Origin of the sequence: Streptomyces globisporus, from assembly GCF_003501885.1 — a bacterium.
In the GTDB taxonomy this organism is placed as follows: domain Bacteria; phylum Actinomycetota; class Actinomycetes; order Streptomycetales; family Streptomycetaceae; genus Streptomyces; species Streptomyces globisporus_D.
Genome location: NZ_QWFA01000222.1, coordinates 1 through 16,895, shown reverse-complemented (window position 1 = coordinate 16,895; position 16,895 = coordinate 1). Strand labels below are relative to the sequence as shown.

The 16,895-nt window shown below is 71.6% G+C and carries 17 protein-coding genes and 1 pseudogene; 8 read left to right on the top strand and 10 right to left on the bottom strand.

Going from position 1 to position 16,895, the window contains the following annotated elements; all coding sequences use genetic code 11:
* Positions 1-38 precede the first annotated feature (38 nt).
* The 7 genes from D3105_RS29655 to D3105_RS29625 all read right to left on the bottom strand — a co-directional run bounded on the left by D3105_RS29655 (position 39) and on the right by D3105_RS29625 (position 5,869).
* Positions 39-992, bottom strand: coding sequence for a carbohydrate ABC transporter permease (locus D3105_RS29655; protein ID WP_206272951.1), 954 nt, complete (start codon positions 990-992; stop codon positions 39-41).
* A 17-nt stretch (positions 993-1,009) separates the two neighbouring features.
* On the bottom strand, positions 1,010-1,978 hold the full coding sequence (locus tag D3105_RS29650; protein WP_118906012.1) for a carbohydrate ABC transporter permease: 969 nt from the start codon (positions 1,976-1,978) through the stop codon (positions 1,010-1,012).
* Between the two features lie 5 nt (positions 1,979-1,983).
* Positions 1,984-3,336 carry an ABC transporter substrate-binding protein gene (locus D3105_RS29645; RefSeq protein ID WP_118906011.1) on the bottom strand — a complete coding sequence of 451 codons (1,353 nt, stop codon included), beginning with the start codon at positions 3,334-3,336 and terminating at the stop codon, positions 1,984-1,986.
* Between the two features lie 660 nt (positions 3,337-3,996).
* Positions 3,997-4,158, bottom strand: coding sequence for a hypothetical protein (locus tag D3105_RS34785; RefSeq protein WP_010060665.1), 162 nt, complete (start codon positions 4,156-4,158; stop codon positions 3,997-3,999).
* A gap of 173 nt (positions 4,159-4,331) precedes the next feature.
* Positions 4,332-4,877: a DUF6630 family protein gene (locus tag D3105_RS29640; protein WP_118906010.1), complete on the bottom strand. Its 546-nt coding sequence runs from the start codon at positions 4,875-4,877 to the stop codon at positions 4,332-4,334.
* 105 nt (positions 4,878-4,982) lie between these two features.
* Entirely contained in the window at positions 4,983-5,162 is a 180-nt protein-coding gene (locus tag D3105_RS29630; RefSeq protein ID WP_118906009.1) for a hypothetical protein, read from the bottom strand.
* 2 nt (positions 5,163-5,164) lie between these two features.
* Positions 5,165-5,869 carry an alpha/beta fold hydrolase gene (locus tag D3105_RS29625; RefSeq protein ID WP_118906008.1) on the bottom strand — a complete coding sequence of 235 codons (705 nt, stop codon included), beginning with the start codon at positions 5,867-5,869 and terminating at the stop codon, positions 5,165-5,167.
* A gap of 163 nt (positions 5,870-6,032) precedes the next feature.
* Here D3105_RS29625 and D3105_RS29620 point away from each other — a divergent pair, with 163 nt between their 5' ends.
* The 5 genes and pseudogenes from D3105_RS29620 to D3105_RS29600 form a co-directional block, all read left to right on the top strand.
* The gene (locus tag D3105_RS29620) at positions 6,033-7,007 is read left to right on the top strand and encodes an LLM class flavin-dependent oxidoreductase (protein WP_118906007.1); all 975 of its coding nucleotides are present in this window, start codon (positions 6,033-6,035) and stop codon (positions 7,005-7,007) included.
* Positions 7,008-7,149: 142 nt separating this feature from the next.
* Positions 7,150-9,183 carry an ATP-binding protein gene (locus D3105_RS29615; RefSeq protein WP_118906006.1) on the top strand — a complete coding sequence of 678 codons (2,034 nt, stop codon included), beginning with the start codon at positions 7,150-7,152 and terminating at the stop codon, positions 9,181-9,183.
* A gap of 85 nt (positions 9,184-9,268) precedes the next feature.
* On the top strand, positions 9,269-9,772 hold the full coding sequence (locus D3105_RS29610; protein WP_118906005.1) for a GNAT family N-acetyltransferase: 504 nt from the start codon (positions 9,269-9,271) through the stop codon (positions 9,770-9,772).
* Positions 9,773-10,065: 293 nt separating this feature from the next.
* Entirely contained in the window at positions 10,066-11,208 is a 1,143-nt protein-coding gene (locus D3105_RS29605; RefSeq protein ID WP_118906013.1) for a serine hydrolase domain-containing protein, read from the top strand.
* 23 nt (positions 11,209-11,231) lie between these two features.
* Positions 11,232-11,462: pseudogene (locus tag D3105_RS29600) on the top strand (IS5/IS1182 family transposase); the annotation flags it as partial.
* A gap of 32 nt (positions 11,463-11,494) precedes the next feature.
* Here the strand turns inward: D3105_RS29600 and D3105_RS29595 are convergent.
* The 3 genes from D3105_RS29595 to D3105_RS29585 form a co-directional block, all read right to left on the bottom strand.
* On the bottom strand, positions 11,495-12,295 hold the full coding sequence (locus tag D3105_RS29595) for an alpha/beta fold hydrolase (RefSeq protein ID WP_118906004.1): 801 nt from the start codon (positions 12,293-12,295) through the stop codon (positions 11,495-11,497).
* Positions 12,296-12,563: 268 nt separating this feature from the next.
* A complete protein-coding gene (locus D3105_RS29590; protein WP_118906003.1) occupies positions 12,564-13,553 on the bottom strand; it encodes an alpha/beta fold hydrolase in 990 nt (329 codons plus the stop codon).
* A 187-nt stretch (positions 13,554-13,740) separates the two neighbouring features.
* Positions 13,741-14,529: a PepSY domain-containing protein gene (locus D3105_RS29585; protein ID WP_118906002.1), complete on the bottom strand. Its 789-nt coding sequence runs from the start codon at positions 14,527-14,529 to the stop codon at positions 13,741-13,743.
* Between the two features lie 199 nt (positions 14,530-14,728).
* Between D3105_RS29585 and D3105_RS29580 the strand changes: the two genes are divergently transcribed.
* From D3105_RS29580 to pfkB, 3 genes are all read left to right on the top strand, one after another.
* A complete protein-coding gene (locus D3105_RS29580) occupies positions 14,729-14,977 on the top strand; it encodes a DUF6296 family protein (protein WP_030809386.1) in 249 nt (82 codons plus the stop codon).
* Positions 14,978-15,164: 187 nt separating this feature from the next.
* Positions 15,165-15,926, top strand: a complete 762-nt coding sequence (locus tag D3105_RS29575) for a DeoR/GlpR family DNA-binding transcription regulator (RefSeq protein WP_030719616.1) — start codon at positions 15,165-15,167, stop codon at positions 15,924-15,926.
* Positions 15,923-16,870, top strand: coding sequence for a 1-phosphofructokinase (pfkB, locus tag D3105_RS29570; protein WP_118906001.1), 948 nt, complete (start codon positions 15,923-15,925; stop codon positions 16,868-16,870). The genes D3105_RS29575 and pfkB overlap by 4 nt, the downstream gene beginning before the upstream one ends.
* The last annotated feature ends 25 nt before the right edge of the window (positions 16,871-16,895 follow it).

Sequence of the window (16,895 nt, the reverse complement as noted above, 5' to 3'; positions counted from 1 at the left end):
GGTCCTGGGTGGCTGCGCCACCGGGGGGCGGCGGGGGGTCAGCCCTTCGTGCTGCCCGCGCTGATTCCGGCGATGATGTGCCGTTGGAAGACCAGGAACATCAGGACCATCGGGATGCTCGCGATGACCATGGCCCCGATCAGCACGGTCAGCGGGACGTTCTGCGAGAGCTGCACGAGGGCGACGCTGATCGGCTGCTTCTCGGTGTCGGAGAAGACCATCAGCGGCCAGAGGAAGTCCTGCCAGACGGCGACCAGCGCGAAGATCGACACGACGCCGAGGACGGGCCTCGACAGGGGCAGGACGATGGACCAGAGGGTGCGCAGCTTGCCCGCCCCGTCGATCTCGGCGGCCTCCAGGACGTCGCGCGGGATCTGGTCGAAGAACCGTTTGAGCAGATAGAGGTTGAAGGCGTTGGCGACGGCCGGCAGCCAGATGGCCAGTGGGTCGTTCAGCAGGTTGACGTGGATCAGCGGCATGTCGGCGATGGTGAGGTACTTCGGTACGACGAGGGCCTGCACCGGGACCATGAGGGTGGCGAGGATGCCGCCGAGGATCACGTTGCCGAAGGCCGGCTTGAGCTTGGACAGGGCGTAGGCGGCGGCGGTGCAGAAGACGATCTGCAGCACCCAGGCGCCGGTCGCCTGGACGACCGTGTTCCACAGGTGGGTCGGGAGCCGCATCAGGTCCCAGGCGTCGGTGTAGCCGCTCAGCCGCCACTGCTCGGGGACGAGGGTGGGCGGGGTGCGGACCACTTCCTCGGGCGGTTTCATGGCGCCCGTGACCATCCAGTAGACGGGGAAAAGGAACGCGAACGCGAAGAGGAGGACGACGAGGGTGAACACCGACCAGTACGTGACCTTGCCGCGGCGTCCGGCGAGCGCCAGCGGCGAGATGACGGTGCGTACCGAGCGGGCGGCCGGGGTCTCGCCGGAGCGCTTGGCGCGGACGGCGGACGGCTTGGCCACCGGGGGCGGAGCTGTCTGTGTCATGGCGGGCGACGCTCCTCTCAGTCGGTGCGGGTGAGTCGCAGATACAGGGCGGAGAACGCGCTGAGCACCAGGAGGAGCATCACGCTGAGGGCGGACGCGCCGCCGAAGTCGTTGTAGAGGAAGGCGTACTTGTAGATCAGGTAGAGCACGGTGACGGTGGAGTTCTCCGGGCCGCCGCCGGTGATGACGAAGGGTTCGGTGAACACCTGCATCGTCGCGATGACCTGAAGGAGCATCAGCATCAGGATGATGAAGCGGGTCTGCGGGATCGTGACGTGCCGGACGCGCTGCCAGACGGACGCGCCGTCGAGCTCGGCCGCCTCGTACAGCTCGCCGGGTATGCCCTGCAGGGCGGCGAGGTAGATGAGGACGGTGCCGCCCATGTTGGCCCAGGTGGCGACGATGACCAGCGAGACGAGCGCGGTGTCGGCGCCGTTGGTCCAGTTCGACGTCGGCAGGTGGAGGAAGCCGAGCATCTCGTTGGCCAGGCCCGCGCCCGGATCGTAGAACCACTTCCAGAGCAGGGCGCTGACGACCGGCGGGATCATCACGGGGAGGTAGACGACGACCCTGAAGAACGCCTTGGCGTGCCGGAGTTCGTTGAGGACGAGGGCCATGACGAACGGAATGGCGAACCCGATGACCAGGGCGAGCACGGTGAAGGTGAGCGTGTTGCGCCAGGCTGCCGTGAACTCCGGGTCCTGAAAGACCCGGGTGAAGTTCGCGGTGCCCACCCACTTTGGGTCGGAGCCGGGGGTGTACTTCTGGAACGCGATGATCACCGACCGGATCGCCGGGTACCACGAGAACAGGATGAAGCAGAGCAGCCCGCCGATCAGGAATCCGTACGCGGTGGCCTGGTCGGCGATCTTCCTGCGCAGCGGCAGCCCGGGCCCGCGGTCCGCCGGGCGCGCGTCCCCCGGGGGAGGCGACGCACCGGCGGACCGCCCCCTCGCGGGCGCTGCGGGGTGGGAGGTGGTCTTCATGGCGTTCAGCCTCGGGCCAGGATTCCGTCGATCTTGGACTGGGCGTCCTTGAGCAGGGCGCCGATGTCGGCGTCCTTCTTCGTCAGGACGGCCGAGACGGCGCCGTCGAGGACCGCGTAGATCTGCTGGCCGTGCTTGGGCTCCAGCTTCATGTCGAGCTGCTGGCCGCCGTCGATGAAGGCCTGGTAGTTCTCGACCGGGACGTTGGCGGAGGCCTTCTTCAGCTCCTGGTCCTTGGCGTCGGTGGCGCCGGTGAACAGCCGCGGCTCGGGCAGGCCGACCGGGGACTTGTCCGAGGCCGCGCGGGCGTAGTTGTTCATATAGCCCTGGCCCGGGGTGAGGAAGGTCCACTCCAGCCACTTGAGGCCGGCCTTGATCTGCTCGGGGGTGGCCTTCTTGTTGAACATGTAGCCGTCGCCGCCCATGAGTGTGCCCTTGCCGCCGGGCATCGGGGCGAAGGCGAGGTCCTCGTACTTTCCGCCGGCCTCCTTGACGATGCGCGGGACGTTGTCGGGGGCGGCGAGGTACATGCCGAGCTTGCCGGAGCCCATCATCTGGAGGGTGTCGTTGATGATGAGGAGCTGCTTGGCGCCCATGGAGTTGTCGCGCCAGCGCATGTCCTTGAGGTTCTGCAGGACGGCCTTGCCCTCGGAGGTGTCGACGGTGGCCTTCTTGCCGTCCTCGCTGACGACGGCGCCGCCCTGGGAGTAGATCGAGGCGGTGAAGTGCCAGCCGCCCTGGTTCTGCGCGCTGTACTCGGCGAAGCCCACGGTCCCGTTGCCGAGCGCGGCGATCTTCTTGGCAGCGGTCTGGACCTCTGCCCAGGTGGTGGGCGGCTTGCTGGGGTCGAGTCCCGCCTTGGTGAAGAGCGGCTTGCTGTAGAGCAGGCCCATGGAGTAGTTGGTGCGCGGGATGCCGTAGATCTTGCCGTCGACGGTGTAGGCGTCGCGCAGGGGCTGGGCTATGTCCTTGTACGCCTTGAGGTCCTTGACGTACTCGGTGATGTCCGCGGCCTGGTTGATGGAGACGACGCGCTCCGTGTCGGTGAAGTACGTGTAGAAGACGTCCTCCATCTGACCGCCGGCGAGCTTCGCGTCGAAGGTCTTGGGGTCCTGGCACGGGAAGGCGTCGTGGGCGGTGACGTCGATGTCGGGGTTCTGCTTCTCGAACGTCTTGACGTCCTCGTCGAACCGCTTGTGGTCGATCTTCGCACTCGGCTGGGGCCAGCAGTTGACCGTGATGCGCGTCTTGCCGTCCGCCGCGCTGTCGCCCTCGGAGTTGCAGGCGGCCAGGCCGGTGACGGCCAGTGCGGTGGCGATGGCGGCGGTGCAGGTACGACGAAGAACAGGACTTCTCATCGGAGGACCCCTTTAGGGCAGGAGTGCGGGAAGCCGACAGCCCCGAGCTGTGCGGCGACCCACACTCAACCACCGCCGACGAATGTCCGCAAGATGTCGCGCGGGTTTCGTAAATCTTTGACAGATCTGGGCGACGGGATGCTGCGACGACTGACGGAAGCGGTCGGATCGACGGCCGTTCCAGGGCAGGCGGGGAGCGAGCAAGGCGCGGGGCCGGAGGGCGTGCGGAGTATCTCCGGGGCGGCCACACAGGCCGGCCCTCGGGGCGATCACGGGGGCGGGAACGTGCGGGCCGACGTCGTCGGCGGGCGGCGCTTCACTGGGGCCGCACCGCCCGCCGACGCGGCGCGGGCGGCATGACGAGCGGGTTTCCGCCTCTCGACGGCCGACTGGGAGCGCTCTCCACGCGGGTGCGTGGACCGCTCACCGAAGCACGGCCGCCGAGGCGGTCGCAGCGGGTGGCCGGGGGGCCGCGGTGGCGTCGGGCCGGTCGTACGGACGCCCGGCCTACCGCGGCCTCACCCACGTCCACCGGCGACGGTTCTTCAGCAAACCATCGCGTCACGAACGCAAGAATATGGCAATAGTTGCAGGACGTTTATCGTCCCGTGATGGACATGGCCGCCCTCGGGCGGCTGCGACCGGGGGTCCGGATCGCTGCTAGCGGGCTGCGGCGGCCGCTCGTACGGTGCCGAAGTCGAGGGCGCGGTCGGCCTCGCGCAGGACTTCCTCGGCCACTCGGCGCACTTCGGCGGGCACGTCGCCCTGCTCCTCGACGAGGCCGGCGTAGATCGGTGCTTCGGTGCTGTCTGCGGAACTCATACGGTTCATTTCCCCGTCGGTCGGGTGCGGAATGCCTCTGCCGGTCAGCGGAGGCGGGGGCGAGTGTACGTGGTGGGCGGCGGCGCTCGCGATTCCGTTCCGGGGCCCGGACCCCGCCGCACCTGCTGGAACGGCGGTCCGTAGGGGCCCGGAGGGCGCGGGCGAGATCTCCGTCACGGTCTGCCGGGGTCCGTGCCGAGGTGGTGCACGGAAAAGCCCGCCCGGGCGGCGAGCGCGCTCAGCTCGTCGGCCCGGGCCGCCCGCAGACCGACCACCGGGTAGCAGTCGGAGTCGATGTCGAGGACGGCCAGAGCCGCACCGATCTGGCGGTAGCTGCGGCCGCAGGCGTCCAGGAACTCGTCGGTCGAGAGGGTGGTCCCGTCGGCATCGAAGAGCGCCCACGGGTCCACGGAGGGCCGTGATTCCAGCTTCCGCAGCTGGGCCCGGATCTCCTGCGGGTCCTCCTTCCAGTCGAACTCCGCGAGCAGGCCGTGTGCGGCGAGCGCGTCGACGAGCGCGATCCAGGCGAGGTCGTCGACCGGCTCGTCGATGCCCCGGTCGTCCAGCCGGTCCGCGAAGGCGCTCACGTACTCGTGCGGGCTGTCGTGGGCGCGGAGGACCTCCTCGGCCACGCCGGGGTGCGCCGGGGCGAGCAGGGCGGCGATCTCGGCCAGGGAGGCTCGGACCGGGTCGGCGTCGTGCGAGTGGGACTGGGGCATGGCGAGGTCTCCTCCGCGACCGAGCGGCCGCAGGTCGTCGGGCCGGGGCGCCTTAGGGCCGTGGCGGCGGCGGTCGGCGGCGGTCGGGGTGTCGGCGGGCGGGGCTCAGGTGCGGCGGCGGGCCTCGGGCAGGGGGCGGTGGCCCTCGGTCCACTCGTTGACCCAGCCGCAGCCCGAGCAGGCGTACCGCCCGTCGAGACCCGCGATGAGGGTGCCGCACCGCGCGCAACCGATGTAAGTGATCTCCGGGTGCTCCGTGGCCGCTTCTTCCGGTGAGCTCTCCATCGTCACCCGTCCGTTCCCGCCGCGTCGAGCAGGATCCGGGCCAGCTCGCGCGGCTGCGAGAACATCGGCCAGTGGCCGGTGTCCATCGTGACCAGCCGCCAGCGCTCGCCCGTCAGCAGCTCGGCCACCTCGGGGCTCGGCTCGGGCCAGTCGAGCAGGCACTTGACGTACGTCGCGGGCAGCAGCCCCAACGGGCCCGCCAGGACGGCGGGGTCGGTGAGCGTGGCGCCGGGGTGGGGTGTCGCGCCGCCGATGAACCGGGTGATCTGCTCGTCGGTGAGTCCCTGGTCCCCGCAGTCGGCGGCGGTCGGCGACGGCCAGAAGCCCCCGTTGGCGGCGATGGCGGCCTCCACACCGGCCCGGCCGTCCGGCCAGCCGGAGACGAACGACTCGCCGTCGACCGGGACGTTGGAGTCGACGAAGACCACGCGGGCGAGCCGGTCGCCGATCCGCTCGGCCGCCTGCCCGACCGGGATACCCGCGTAGCTGTGGCCGACGAGCACCACATCGCGCAGGCCGAGGCGCTCGACCTCGTCGACGATGTCCTGGACATGCGTCTCCAGCCCCGCCGACGGACCCTGCTTTTCGGCGAGCCCCGACAGGGTCAGCGGGTGGACCCCGTGACCGGCCGCGCGCAGGTCGGGCTCCACGTCGCGCCACGCCCACGAACCGAGCCAAGCCCCTGCCACGAGTACGAATTGCGTCATGCCAGCAACGTAGCGCAGGGGTCTGACAGCGCCCCTCCGCCGCCGTCCCCCGCCCCACAGGCCCTCGGCGCCTCGCCGTCTGCTTGTCTGTCCTGGCAGGCCGGAACGGAGTGACGGGCGGAGTGCTCGCCCCCGCCCGGCCGACGACCGAAGGAGAGCACCTGTGCGTTCCCCCGCCGCCGACCGGACCGTGGGCGTCCTGCTGCCGCGCGACCTGCCCGCCGACCGCGTCCTGCCGTACGCGCGACGGGCCGAGGAGCTGGGGTTCGACGCCGTCTGGGTGGTCGAGGACCTCGGCTTCCGCGGTGGCATCGCCCAGGCGGCCGCCGTGCTGGCCTCCACCGAGCGGATCCGGGTCGGCATCGGACTGCTGCCGGCCGGCGCCCGCAACGTGGCGTTCGCCGCGCTGGAGATCGCGTCGCTGGCGCAGCTCTTCCCCGGCCGGATCGACGTAACCGTGGGACACGGCATGCCCCACTGGATGCGCAGCGTCGGCCAGTGGCCCCGCAGCCCGCTCACCCTTCTTCGCGAGTACGTCGACGCCCTGCGGGCGCTGCTGCTCGGCGAACCGGTGCAGCGTCGCGGGGAGTACGTGCACCTCGACGGCGTACGGCTCGACCGCAGCGCGCTGCCCGACGTCGTGCCCGACATCCTGGCGGGCGTACGGGGTTCCAAGTCCCTGGCGCTCTCCGGCGAGGTGGCGGACGGAACGGTCCTCGCGGAGCCCGTCGCCCCCGAGTACGCGCGGGCGGCGCTCGGGCACATCGCCGCCGAACGCCCCCACCGGCTCGTCGCGTACAACATCGCCTCCGTCGACGCCGATCCGGTCACCGCGCTGGCCGCCGCCCGCCCCGGCCTGGAGTGGATCGGCGAGCCCGACTGGCACGCCCACATCGCGCCGCTCCCCTTCGCCGACGAACTGGTCGCGCTGCGGGCCGCGTGCGCGAGCCGCGAGGAGTTCGTGGCGCGCATGCCCGACGGGTGGGTCACCCACCTCGCCGTGGCCGGGACTCCGGCGGAGGCCCGGGCTCGTCTCGACGGGCTGCGGGCGGCGGGGGTCACCGACACCGTCCTGGCTCCGGTCGGCCCCGATCCCCTGGGAGCCCTCGATTCACTGGCGGCCGTTCTCGACGCGTGAGGCCGCCACAACAACGGAGTCACCGCCACACCTTTCGACCGATGTCACTCGTCGATCGGAAGAGATGCATTGTCGGCCGTTTCTGACTGCTTTTCGCTATGAACGGAGGCGGTGGGCCCTGGCGAGGCAGGATGTCCCCGTGATGGGCAACCTTCCCGTCGTGACGACCAGTTTCGTGGGCCGCACCAGCGAACTGGTCAGCATCGAACGGGCACTTCGAGATCATCGGCTGGTCACGCTCACCGGCAGCGGCGGGGTCGGCAAGAGCCGACTGGCCCTGCGCACCGCCGAGCGTGCCCGGGACCGGTACGCCGACGGCGTCTGGTGGGCCGACCTGTCCCATCTCCACGACGACCAGCTGCTCGCCACGACGGTCTGCGACGGCGTCGGGCTCCTCGACCACAGTCCGCGCCGGCCGGTGGCCGCGCTCGCTGAATGGCTGTCCGGAAAGAAGCTGCTCCTCGTCCTCGACTGCTGCGAGCGGATCGTCGGCCCCTGCGGCCGGCTCGTCACCGAACTGCTCGCCGCGGCCCCGGGGCTGACGGTCCTGGCCACCAGCCGGGAGCCGTTGGGTTCGGCGGGCGAGAGGTCCGTCGAGGTGCCCCCGCTGTCCGCGGGCGACGACGGCGACGAGGCCGTCCGGCTCTTCCACGAGCGCGCGGCAGCCGTCGCCCCGGGACTCTCGCTCGACGATCCCGCGAGCGCGGCCGCCGTCGCCGAGATCTGCCGCCGCCTCGACGGCATACCGCTCGCCGTCGAACTGGCCTGTGCCCAGCTCCGCGAGAGCACCGCGCAGGAGATCACCGGGCGGCTGGCCTCCCGGGCGGAGGACCTGACCGACGACACGGTCTGGCCGCGCCGCCACCGGGCCCTGCGCACCACCATCGGCTGGAGCCACGAGCTCTGCGCCCCTCTGGAGCGGCTGCTGTGGGCGCGGCTCTCCGTCTTCCGGGGCGTCATCACGACGTCGGACGCGGAGGCGGTGTGCGCGGGCGGGCCGCTGGACGCCGAGGCCGTCGCGCCCGCTCTGGAACGCCTGGCCGACCAGTCCGTGCTCCGGCGGACCGGGGACGGCTACCGGATGCTGGACACGTTGCGCGAGTACGGGGCGATGTGGCTGGCCGAGCTGGCGGAGGACGCGCTCCTGACCGACCGGCACGCCCGGCACTTCGCCCATGTGGCCGTCCAGGCGTACGCGGGGTGGCTCGGTCCTTCGCAGGTCCTCTGGTACCACCGGATCGCCGACACCCACGCGGATCTGTGCGCGGCCCTGGACCATCTGCTGGCCGAGGACCCGGAGATGGCGATGGAGATGGCCGGGTGCGCCGGTCTCTTCTGGAGCTGCTGCGGCCATCTGCACCAGGCCCGTACGTACCTGGAACGGGTGCTCGCCCTGCCGCTCTCCGCCGGTCCGCACCGCACCCGGGCGCTCTGGGCCCTGGGGATCACGCTGACGCTCCAGGGCGACCACGAGGCGGCGCGCCGCACCGGCGAGGAGTGCGAGCAGGCGGCCCGCCGCGAAGAGGCACCGGAGTCGGTGCTCCTCGCGGCCCACTCCGTGAGCTTCACGTATCTGATGATGGGCCGGCCGCACACGGCGTACTCCGTCAGCGACCGCGCGCTGGAGGACCACCCGGGGGACCCGGCGGACACCCCCTCGCAGCTGCGCTGCCGGGTGATACGCCTGTTCGCCCTGTCGGCGCTCGGCCGGCTCGACGAGGCGTACGAGGAGGCCATGCGGCTCCAGCGGATCAGTCTGCGGTTCGGCGAGCACTGGGCGCGGGCGTACGCCGATCATCAACTGGCCCTCATACACCTTCTCCAGGGCCGCCCCCGTCATGCGGAGAGCCACGCCCGCGCGATGCTCGCGAGCAAGCACGAGCTCCACGACAGCCTCGGCATAGCGCTCGGCCTCGACCTGCTCGCCGGGGCCATCGCCGCCCAGGGGAACGGGGTGGCCGCGGCCCGGGCATCCGGTACGGGGCACGCCTACTGGCGCATGATCGGCCACCCGCACCGGGGCACCCCGGAGCTCGGGGCGATCCGCGAGCAGTGGGAGCTGAGGGCCCGGCAGGCCGCGGGCGACTCGGCGTACGAGCGGGCCTACCGGCGCGCCTCGGCCGACGACGCCGAACGCGGCCTGGCCCTCGCGCTGGAGCGCGGGCACCCCGGCTAGCGCCTGTCCGACCGTTCCCGTCCGTAAGGACCTGGGCCGTGAATCGAGGAGACACCCCCGGGAAGCGTGGGCTTAGCATCCGGGTATGACGTCGATCAGCCGACTCCGCCCCGACCATGCCGAGGCTCTGCTCGCCTTCGAGCGGGAGAACCGGACCTATTTCGCCGCGTCCATCACCGACCGGGGCGACGCCTACTTCGCCGAGTTCGCCGAACGCCATCGCGTCCTGCTCGCCGAGCAGGACGCGGGGCTGCACCACCTCCATCTCATCGTGGACGGCGACGGCGGTGTCCTCGGCAGGATCAACCTCGTCGAGGTGCGGGACGGTTCGGCCGAGCTGGGCTACCGGATAGCGGAGAAGGCCGCGGGCCAGGGGCTGGCCACCTGGGCGGTCCAGCGGATCTGTGTGCTGGCGGTCGAGGAGTACGGGCTCACCTCGCTGCGCGCCGAGACGACGCTGGACAACACGGGCTCCCGCGCGGTCCTGGCGCGTACGGGGTTCGAGCCGCTGGAGGACGTCATGTTCGGCGACCGCTCCGGGCGGCGGTACGTCCTGGATCTGAGCGGGGGTGCTCCCCCGGCCCACTGACCGCCGCGGGCCAGGAGCGAGGGAAGAGCGGGCGACGCCGGGCGGGCGGCCTGACGCCGGGGGTGTGGCGGTGGTCGCCCGGATGGTCCACCTCGGGGGCAAGCACCGTCCGGCCGCCCGATGCTGGGGCTCGCGGGAGCGGACCGCAGATCTCCGCCCCGCCCTTCGCCCACCGCCTTCAGGAGGCCCTCGTGCCCGCACGTTCCCATCCGAACGCCCCGCTCCCCCGCCCTCGGCCCCGGCGTCGGATCGCCGTCGTCGCCGCCCTTGCCGCCGCCTCCCTCGCCGGGGTGATGAGCGGCCCGGCCCACGCGGGCGGTGACAGGGGCCCGGACGGTGGCGGCGGCGCGCACGGTCCGGCCGACCCCGCGTTGCGGCGCGGGCTTCAGGCGCTCGTGGACACCCCGGGCGGCCCGCCCGGGGCCATCGCCGTCCTCACGGCCGACGGCCGGAGCGAGGTGTACCGGGCGGGTACGTCGCAGCTAGGCACCGGGCGTCCACCCCAGACGACCGACCACATGCGGGTCGCCAGCACCGCCAAGGCCTTCAGCGGCTCGGTCGCCCTGCAACTCACCGAGCGGGGCGCGCTCCGTCTCGACGACACCATCGGCCGACGGCTGCCCAAGCTGCCCGCCGCCTGGCACCGGGTGACGCTCCGCCAGCTCCTCAACCACACCAGTGGGCTGCCCGACTACACCGAGGACCCGCGGTTCATCGCCGAACTGACGGCCGATCCCCGCAGGCACTTCGACTCCCGCCGGCTGCTGGACTACGTCGCCGGGGACCCGCTGCGCTTCCGGCCCGGGTCCGCATACCGCTACTCCAACTCCGACAACATCGCCGTGGCGCTGATGGCCGAGGCGGTGACGGGGCAGCGGTACGAGAAGCTCCTCGCCGAACTCGTCTACCGGCCGCTCGGCCTGCGCGACACCAGCCTCCCGCAGGGCTACCGGCTGCCCACGCCCTATCTGCACGGCTACGCGGTGGACGAGCCGGGCGCGCCGGAGGACGTCAGCACGGTGCTCAGCGCTTCGGGCGTGTGGGCGTCGGGCGGTATCGTCTCCACGCCCAGGGACCTGGGAGCCTTCATCCGCGGTTACGCCGGCGGGCTGGGGCTCGGCCCGGCGGTCCGCAAACAGCAGTTGTCGTTCGTGGCGGGCAGCTCCGAACCCGCCGGTCCCGGGCGTAACAAGGCCGGTCTCGCCGTCTTCTCGTACGCGACGCGCTGCGGCACCGTGTACGGCCACACCGGCAACTTCCCCGGCTACACCCAGCTGGCCGCGGCGACCAAGGACGGCAAGCGGTCCCTGACCGTCTCCCTCACCTCCCAGGTGAACAGTTCGACGAACCCGCGGCTGCTGGCCACCCTCCGCAAGCTCCAGGAGGACTTCGTCTGCCGACTGCTCGACCGCCGGAAGCCGGGCGGCGCGTACTAAAGGTTGTTGCAGAACGTCCAGTCTCGGCGAACGTGCGGGTCGTCATCGATGCGGACAGCCGCCTGGTGATCGCCTCGGCCCGCCCCCTTCCTGGGAACAAGGCCGACGCCCATGCCCGGCGCGAATCGGACCTGCCCGCCATCGCGGCCGGGACGACGGTCATCGCGGACGGCGCCTACCTGGGGATCGGGCTGATCGGCCCGCACCGCAGAAGAGCCGGACGCCCACTCCTGCGCGGCCAGGAGGAGGACAACAAGATCCGCTTCTTGGAGCACGGTATCGAGGGTCAGGAGTGTCGTTGAAGGAACTGCACGATCGCGAGGTTCACGCTGTCCGGCTCCTGCTCTGCGGGGTAGTGGCCGGATTGCTCGAAGACGAGTGGGGTGACATCGGTGGCAAGGGTGGCCATTCCACCCGCGACTGCAGTCCCCATCGCGTGTCTGCCTCCGATCGCCAGGACAGGCGTTTGAATCGGCTGGGCGGCATGGGCTTGAATGTCATCGACATCTTCTGACCTGGTGCGGTAGTAGGCCAGCCCGGCGTTCAGCACACCTGGAGTGCTGTACGCCTTGATGTAGGCCGGAAGGGTGTCTGGGTCGAGGCCGTTCGGTCCGGCGCTCTGTTCCAGAAACGTGCCGTAGTAAGCCGCTTCCCGGCCGGGCACGAGCTGCTCCGCGAGGCCGGGCGTACGGTTGAACGGGCCGTGCCAGGATGGATAGTGGTCCCGGCCGGCTTCGGGAATCTCGGCATCGACACCGGGAAGAATCTCTTCCTCTACCACGAGTCCACTGACCGATTCCGGCGCTTGGGCCGCGATGAGGTATCCGACCGTCGCACCCCAGTCGTGACCGATGACGGCGAAGCGTGTGACGCCCTCCTGTGCCAGCCGTGCCCGGACACCGTCGGCGAGTGCCGTCTTGCGGAAGTCGGTCACGTCGGAGTCGGGAGCGGTGCCCAGCCCGGGAAGCGTGACCTGGACTGCGGTGATACCGGCGGCATCGAGTGCCGGAATGAGGTACCGCCAGTGGTCGGACGTGACCGGCCAGCCGTGCAGCAGCACCGCTGTCGGGGTTCGATTCTCGCTCATCGCCCTATGATGCCCCTACTCCGGAACACGCGTTCGCCCGTCTGGCGCTGATGCCACGGAGCCTGTCGTGGAGCTGGTCACAGCCACTCGTTGATGGCCGCGACCAGCACTGTCGCCTCGTGGCGCACGGCCGGCTTGCCGTATCTGGTAGCCGGTGATCCCCACGGCGTGCCCGCCCGGGTTCGCCACCGTATCCCTTCGATCAGCTGCCGACGTGTTCACATCCGGGGGCCTGAACAGGTCACCGTGCTCCGGCAGCCCGCCCGGTTCAGCCCTGGAGGGTCGCGAGCCAGTCGGTCAGCAGGCGGTTGACCTCGTCGGGGCGCTCCTGCTGGATCCAGTGGCCGCAGCCGTCCAGGAGGTGGGAGGCCGCGAGGCCGGGCAGGGTGGTGGGGTAGGCGTCGATGGCGTCGGACATCCAGGTGGTGGAGGCGTCCAGGGCGCCGCCGATGAACAGGGAAGGCTGCTCGACCGGGGCTCCGCGGTACGGGGCGAGGTCTTCCCAGTCCCGGTCCATGGCGCGGTAGCGGTTCAGCGCTCCGGTGATTCCCGTGCGCTCGAACTCCCCGGCGTAGACGTCGAGGTCGTCCTCGCTCAGCCAGGCCGGAAGCACCTCCGTGGGGAAGCGGTCGCGCAGCCGGCCGCCGCCACGGGCGACGAAGTGCGGGGCGGGCTCGTCGCGGGCGGGCATGGTGTCTGCGGACAGGGCGGCGTAGAAGCCGGCGAGCCAGCCCCGGACGTCGGGCTCGATCTCCGCCTCGGCGCGGCCGGGCTCCTGGAAGTAGGAGACGTAGAACTCCTGCTCGGGACCGCCGATCCGGCCGAAGACATCGGTGGGGCGGGGGCCTCCGGGCGGCGCGTAGGGGACGCTCAGCAGGGCCACTGCGGTGAAGACCTCGGGGTGGAGCAGGGCGGAGGCGGAGGCGATGTTGGAGCCCCAGTCGTGGCCGACGATCACCGCGCTCTCCTCGCCGAGGGCGCGCACGACGGCGACGTTGTCCGCGACGAGGTCCAGCATCCGATAGGCGTCGGTCTCGGCCGGCTTGGAGGAGCGGCCGTAGCCGCGCACGTCGATCGCCACCGCCCGGTAGCCGGCCGAGGCGAGCACCGGGAGCTGGTGCCGCCAGGAGTACCAGGACTCGGGAAAGCCGTGCACCAGCAGGACCAGGGGGCCGGAACCCTGCTCGACCAGGTGCAGGCGTCCGGCCGGGGCTTCGACGGTGCGGTGACGCGGTGCGGCGGAAGGTCCGGGCTGCATGGGCGTTTCTCCTCGGCTCGGGGACGGACGCGGGTACCCGACGATCATGCGGCGTGGTGCCCGTCCCACGCGATCGGCGTTGCCATTCCGGCAAACTTCCAGGACGAGTCGGTGGAGCGGCGCGTACAGGAAGAAGGGGTACGCCGGGTGTCCGGCGTACCCCTTCGCGGGTCGGGTGGTGAGGCGGTCAGTCCTCGTCGGTCTCCTCGCGGACGATGGTGTCGTTCTTGGCGTCCACGTCGAAGGTCGTCTTCTTCCAGTCGGAACCGACCACGTCGACCTGCCAGATGACGCCCTTGCCGTCGTTGTCGTCCAGGCTGACGGAGGTGACCGTCCCCTTCTTCTTCTCGGTGGCGACCTTGGCCGCCTGCTGCGGCGTCTGGGTGGCCTGGGCCAGCCAGTCGGCCGTCTGCTTCTTGTCGTCCGCGTCCTGGTCCGCGTCGACACGGGCCTCGATCACCTTGCCGTCGACCGCGTTGATGCGGACGGTGTGGATCGTGCCGTCCTTCTCCGCGACCTCCGCGGCCCAGACCGGACCGTCGGCGCCGGGGCTCGCGCTCGGGCTGCCGGTTCCGGTCGGGCTCGGGGAGCCGGTCGGGCTGGGCGATCCCGTGGGGCTGCCGGTCGCGGTCGGGCTGGGGCTCTGGTTGTCGTCGTCGTCCACGCCCTCCAGGTCCAGATCGACGAGCTTGCTCCCGGCGACCTCGCCGGTGGCGGTGGTGGCCGCGTCGTCGAAGGTGACCTTCGTGGCGTCGAGCACCTTCTTGCGTTCCTGCTGGTCCTCGGTCAGCTGGGCGGTGGCCGACGGTGACGTCGTCTGCTTCTGCGGAACGACCTTGGCCGCCTCGGAGGTGGCCGCGCTGCTCGCGCCGTCCGAGCTCTGACCGCATCCGGTCATCAGGAGGGCCGTGGCCGCGGCCAGGGAGAGGGCGCCGACCGCCTTGAGAGTGCGGGAACGGGGGGAGGCACTGTTCATTCGTCGAGGCTCAAGTCTCATGCACGCATGCCTAGCCCTCCGGGCCTTCCGTCATGTTGTCCTACCGGGCGGAGTCACCCGATCGACCGGGCGGCTCCGCCCGTTGGCCGTCGCTCCCCGGGCGGGGCGCGCCGGGGTGCGAAACAATGGCGGCAGGGCCGTATTCTCCGCGCACGGCCGGGAGGCCGTCATGAATCAGATGGTGCACACCGAGCGTTACGAGCTGATCTTCCAGATGTCCGGCGCCGCGGACGACGTGGTCTCCGTCCGGCTGACCGACCGGCTGGGGGCCGGCGGGTTCCCGGTTTACGAGGACGAGACGGGGATCGTCCGCGCCGAGATCAGCGACCGGGGTGAGGTCCGCATGCTCGCCAGCGGCGGCCACCAGGTCCCCGGCGCTCCCCTGCTGGCCCGTCCCCTGAGCGAGGACGCGCCCGGCACGCGCTGACCGGACCGTCGGGCGGGGCGCACCGGTGGACGGTGCGCCCCGCCCGCTCGTGCGCCCACACCCCCGGCAGGATCCTGCCGCGTCCGCTCATGCCCACACGTCGCCCGAATGTGTTTCCATTCCCGCACCCCGGACGTAACCTGAGCGCGAAACCACAGACTCGGGCATGAAACGGAAACGAAACCACATGTACGCACCGGAGCGTCAGCAGGAGATCCTCCGTCTCGCCCAGGAGAGCGGCCGGGTCGACGTGCTGTCCCTGGCCGAGGAGTTCCAGGTGACGGCCGAGACCGTCCGGCGGGACCTCAAGGCCCTGGACCGGGCGGGGCTGCTGCGCCGGGTGCACGGCGGGGCGATCCCGGTGGGGCGGCTGGACTTCGAACCCGACCTCGCCGAGCGCGACGCCCTCTCCGCCGACGAGAAGGACCGCATCGCGCAGGCCGCCCTCGCCGAACTGCCCGCCGACGGCAATGTGATCGTCGACGCCGGGACCACCACCGCGCGGCTCGCCGCCGCTGTGCCGGTCGACGCCGCGCTGACCGTCGTGACCCATGCGCTGCCGGTGGCCGCCCGGCTCGCCGACCACCCGGGCATCGCGCTGCATCTGGTGGGCGGCCGGGTCCGGCACCGTACGCGCGCGGCGGTCGACGCCTGGGCCCTGGGTTCGTACGCGGAGATCAACGCCGACGTGGTCTTCCTCGCCACCAACGGCTTCTGTCCCGACCGCGGTCTGACCACGCCCGACCTCGCCGAGGCCGCGGTCAAGCGGGCCGTGATCAAGGCGGCCCGCCGGGTCGTCCTGCTCGCCGACTCCGGCAAGTTCGGGCAGGAGCACTTCGCCCGCTTCGGCGACCTCACCGATGTGGACCTGCTCATCACCGACACGGGCCTCAGCCCCGACGACGCCCGCTCCATCGAGAGCCGGGGCACGGAAGTAGTCCGCGCATGATCCTCACCGTCACCCCCAACCCCAGCCTGGACCGCACCTACGAGCTGCCCGGGCTGACCCGAGGCACCGTCCTGCGCGCCACGGCGGACCGCGTCGACCCGGGCGGCAAGGGCGTCAACGTCTCCCGCGCGGTCGCGGCGGCCGGGCACCGCACCGTCGCCGTCGCCCCGATGGGCGGCCCGGAGGGCGCCCTGCTCACCCGGCTCCTCGGCGATCTGGGCATCGAGGCGGCCGGGGTGCCGATCGCCGGGAACACCCGGATCAACGTCACCCTCGTCGAACCCGACGGCACCCTGACCAAGGTCAACGCGGCGGGCCCCGACCTGAGTCCGGCCGAGGCGGAGGCCGTCCTCGAAGCGGTACGGGTCCACGCGTCCGCGGCCGACTGGATCGCCTGCTGCGGGAGCCTGCCGCGCGGACTGCCGCCACGGTGGTACGCGGAGCTGGTCGAGCGGAGTCACCGCGCCGGTGCCCGGATCGCGCTGGACACCTCGGGTGCCGCTCTCACCGCCGCCCTCGCCGAAGGGCCCGACGTGATCAAGCCCAACGCCCAGGAGCTGGCCGAGGCCGTCGGCCGTCCGCTGGCCACGGTGGGCGACGCGCTCAAGGCCGCTGAGGAGCTGCGAGAGCGCGGCGCCCGGTCGGTGCTGGCGAGTCTGGGCGCGGACGGACAGCTGCTGGTCGAGGCGTCGGGCGCCTGCTTCGCGACCGCCCCGGTGGCGACCGTACGGAGCAATGTCGGCGCCGGGGACGCCTCGCTGGCCGGCTTCCTCGCGGCGGGCGGGCGGGGCCCGGAAGCGCTCGCCTCGGCGGTCGCCCACGGGGCCGCGGCCGTGCAGCTGGCCGGGAGCCTCATGCCCACCCCGGCCGACCTCGATCTGCCGTCGGTCGTGACGACCTCCGACGTCCCGCTGGACCGCGCACTGAGCGAGCCGGCCCCATGACCCCCGCACCACCCACGCCCCCACG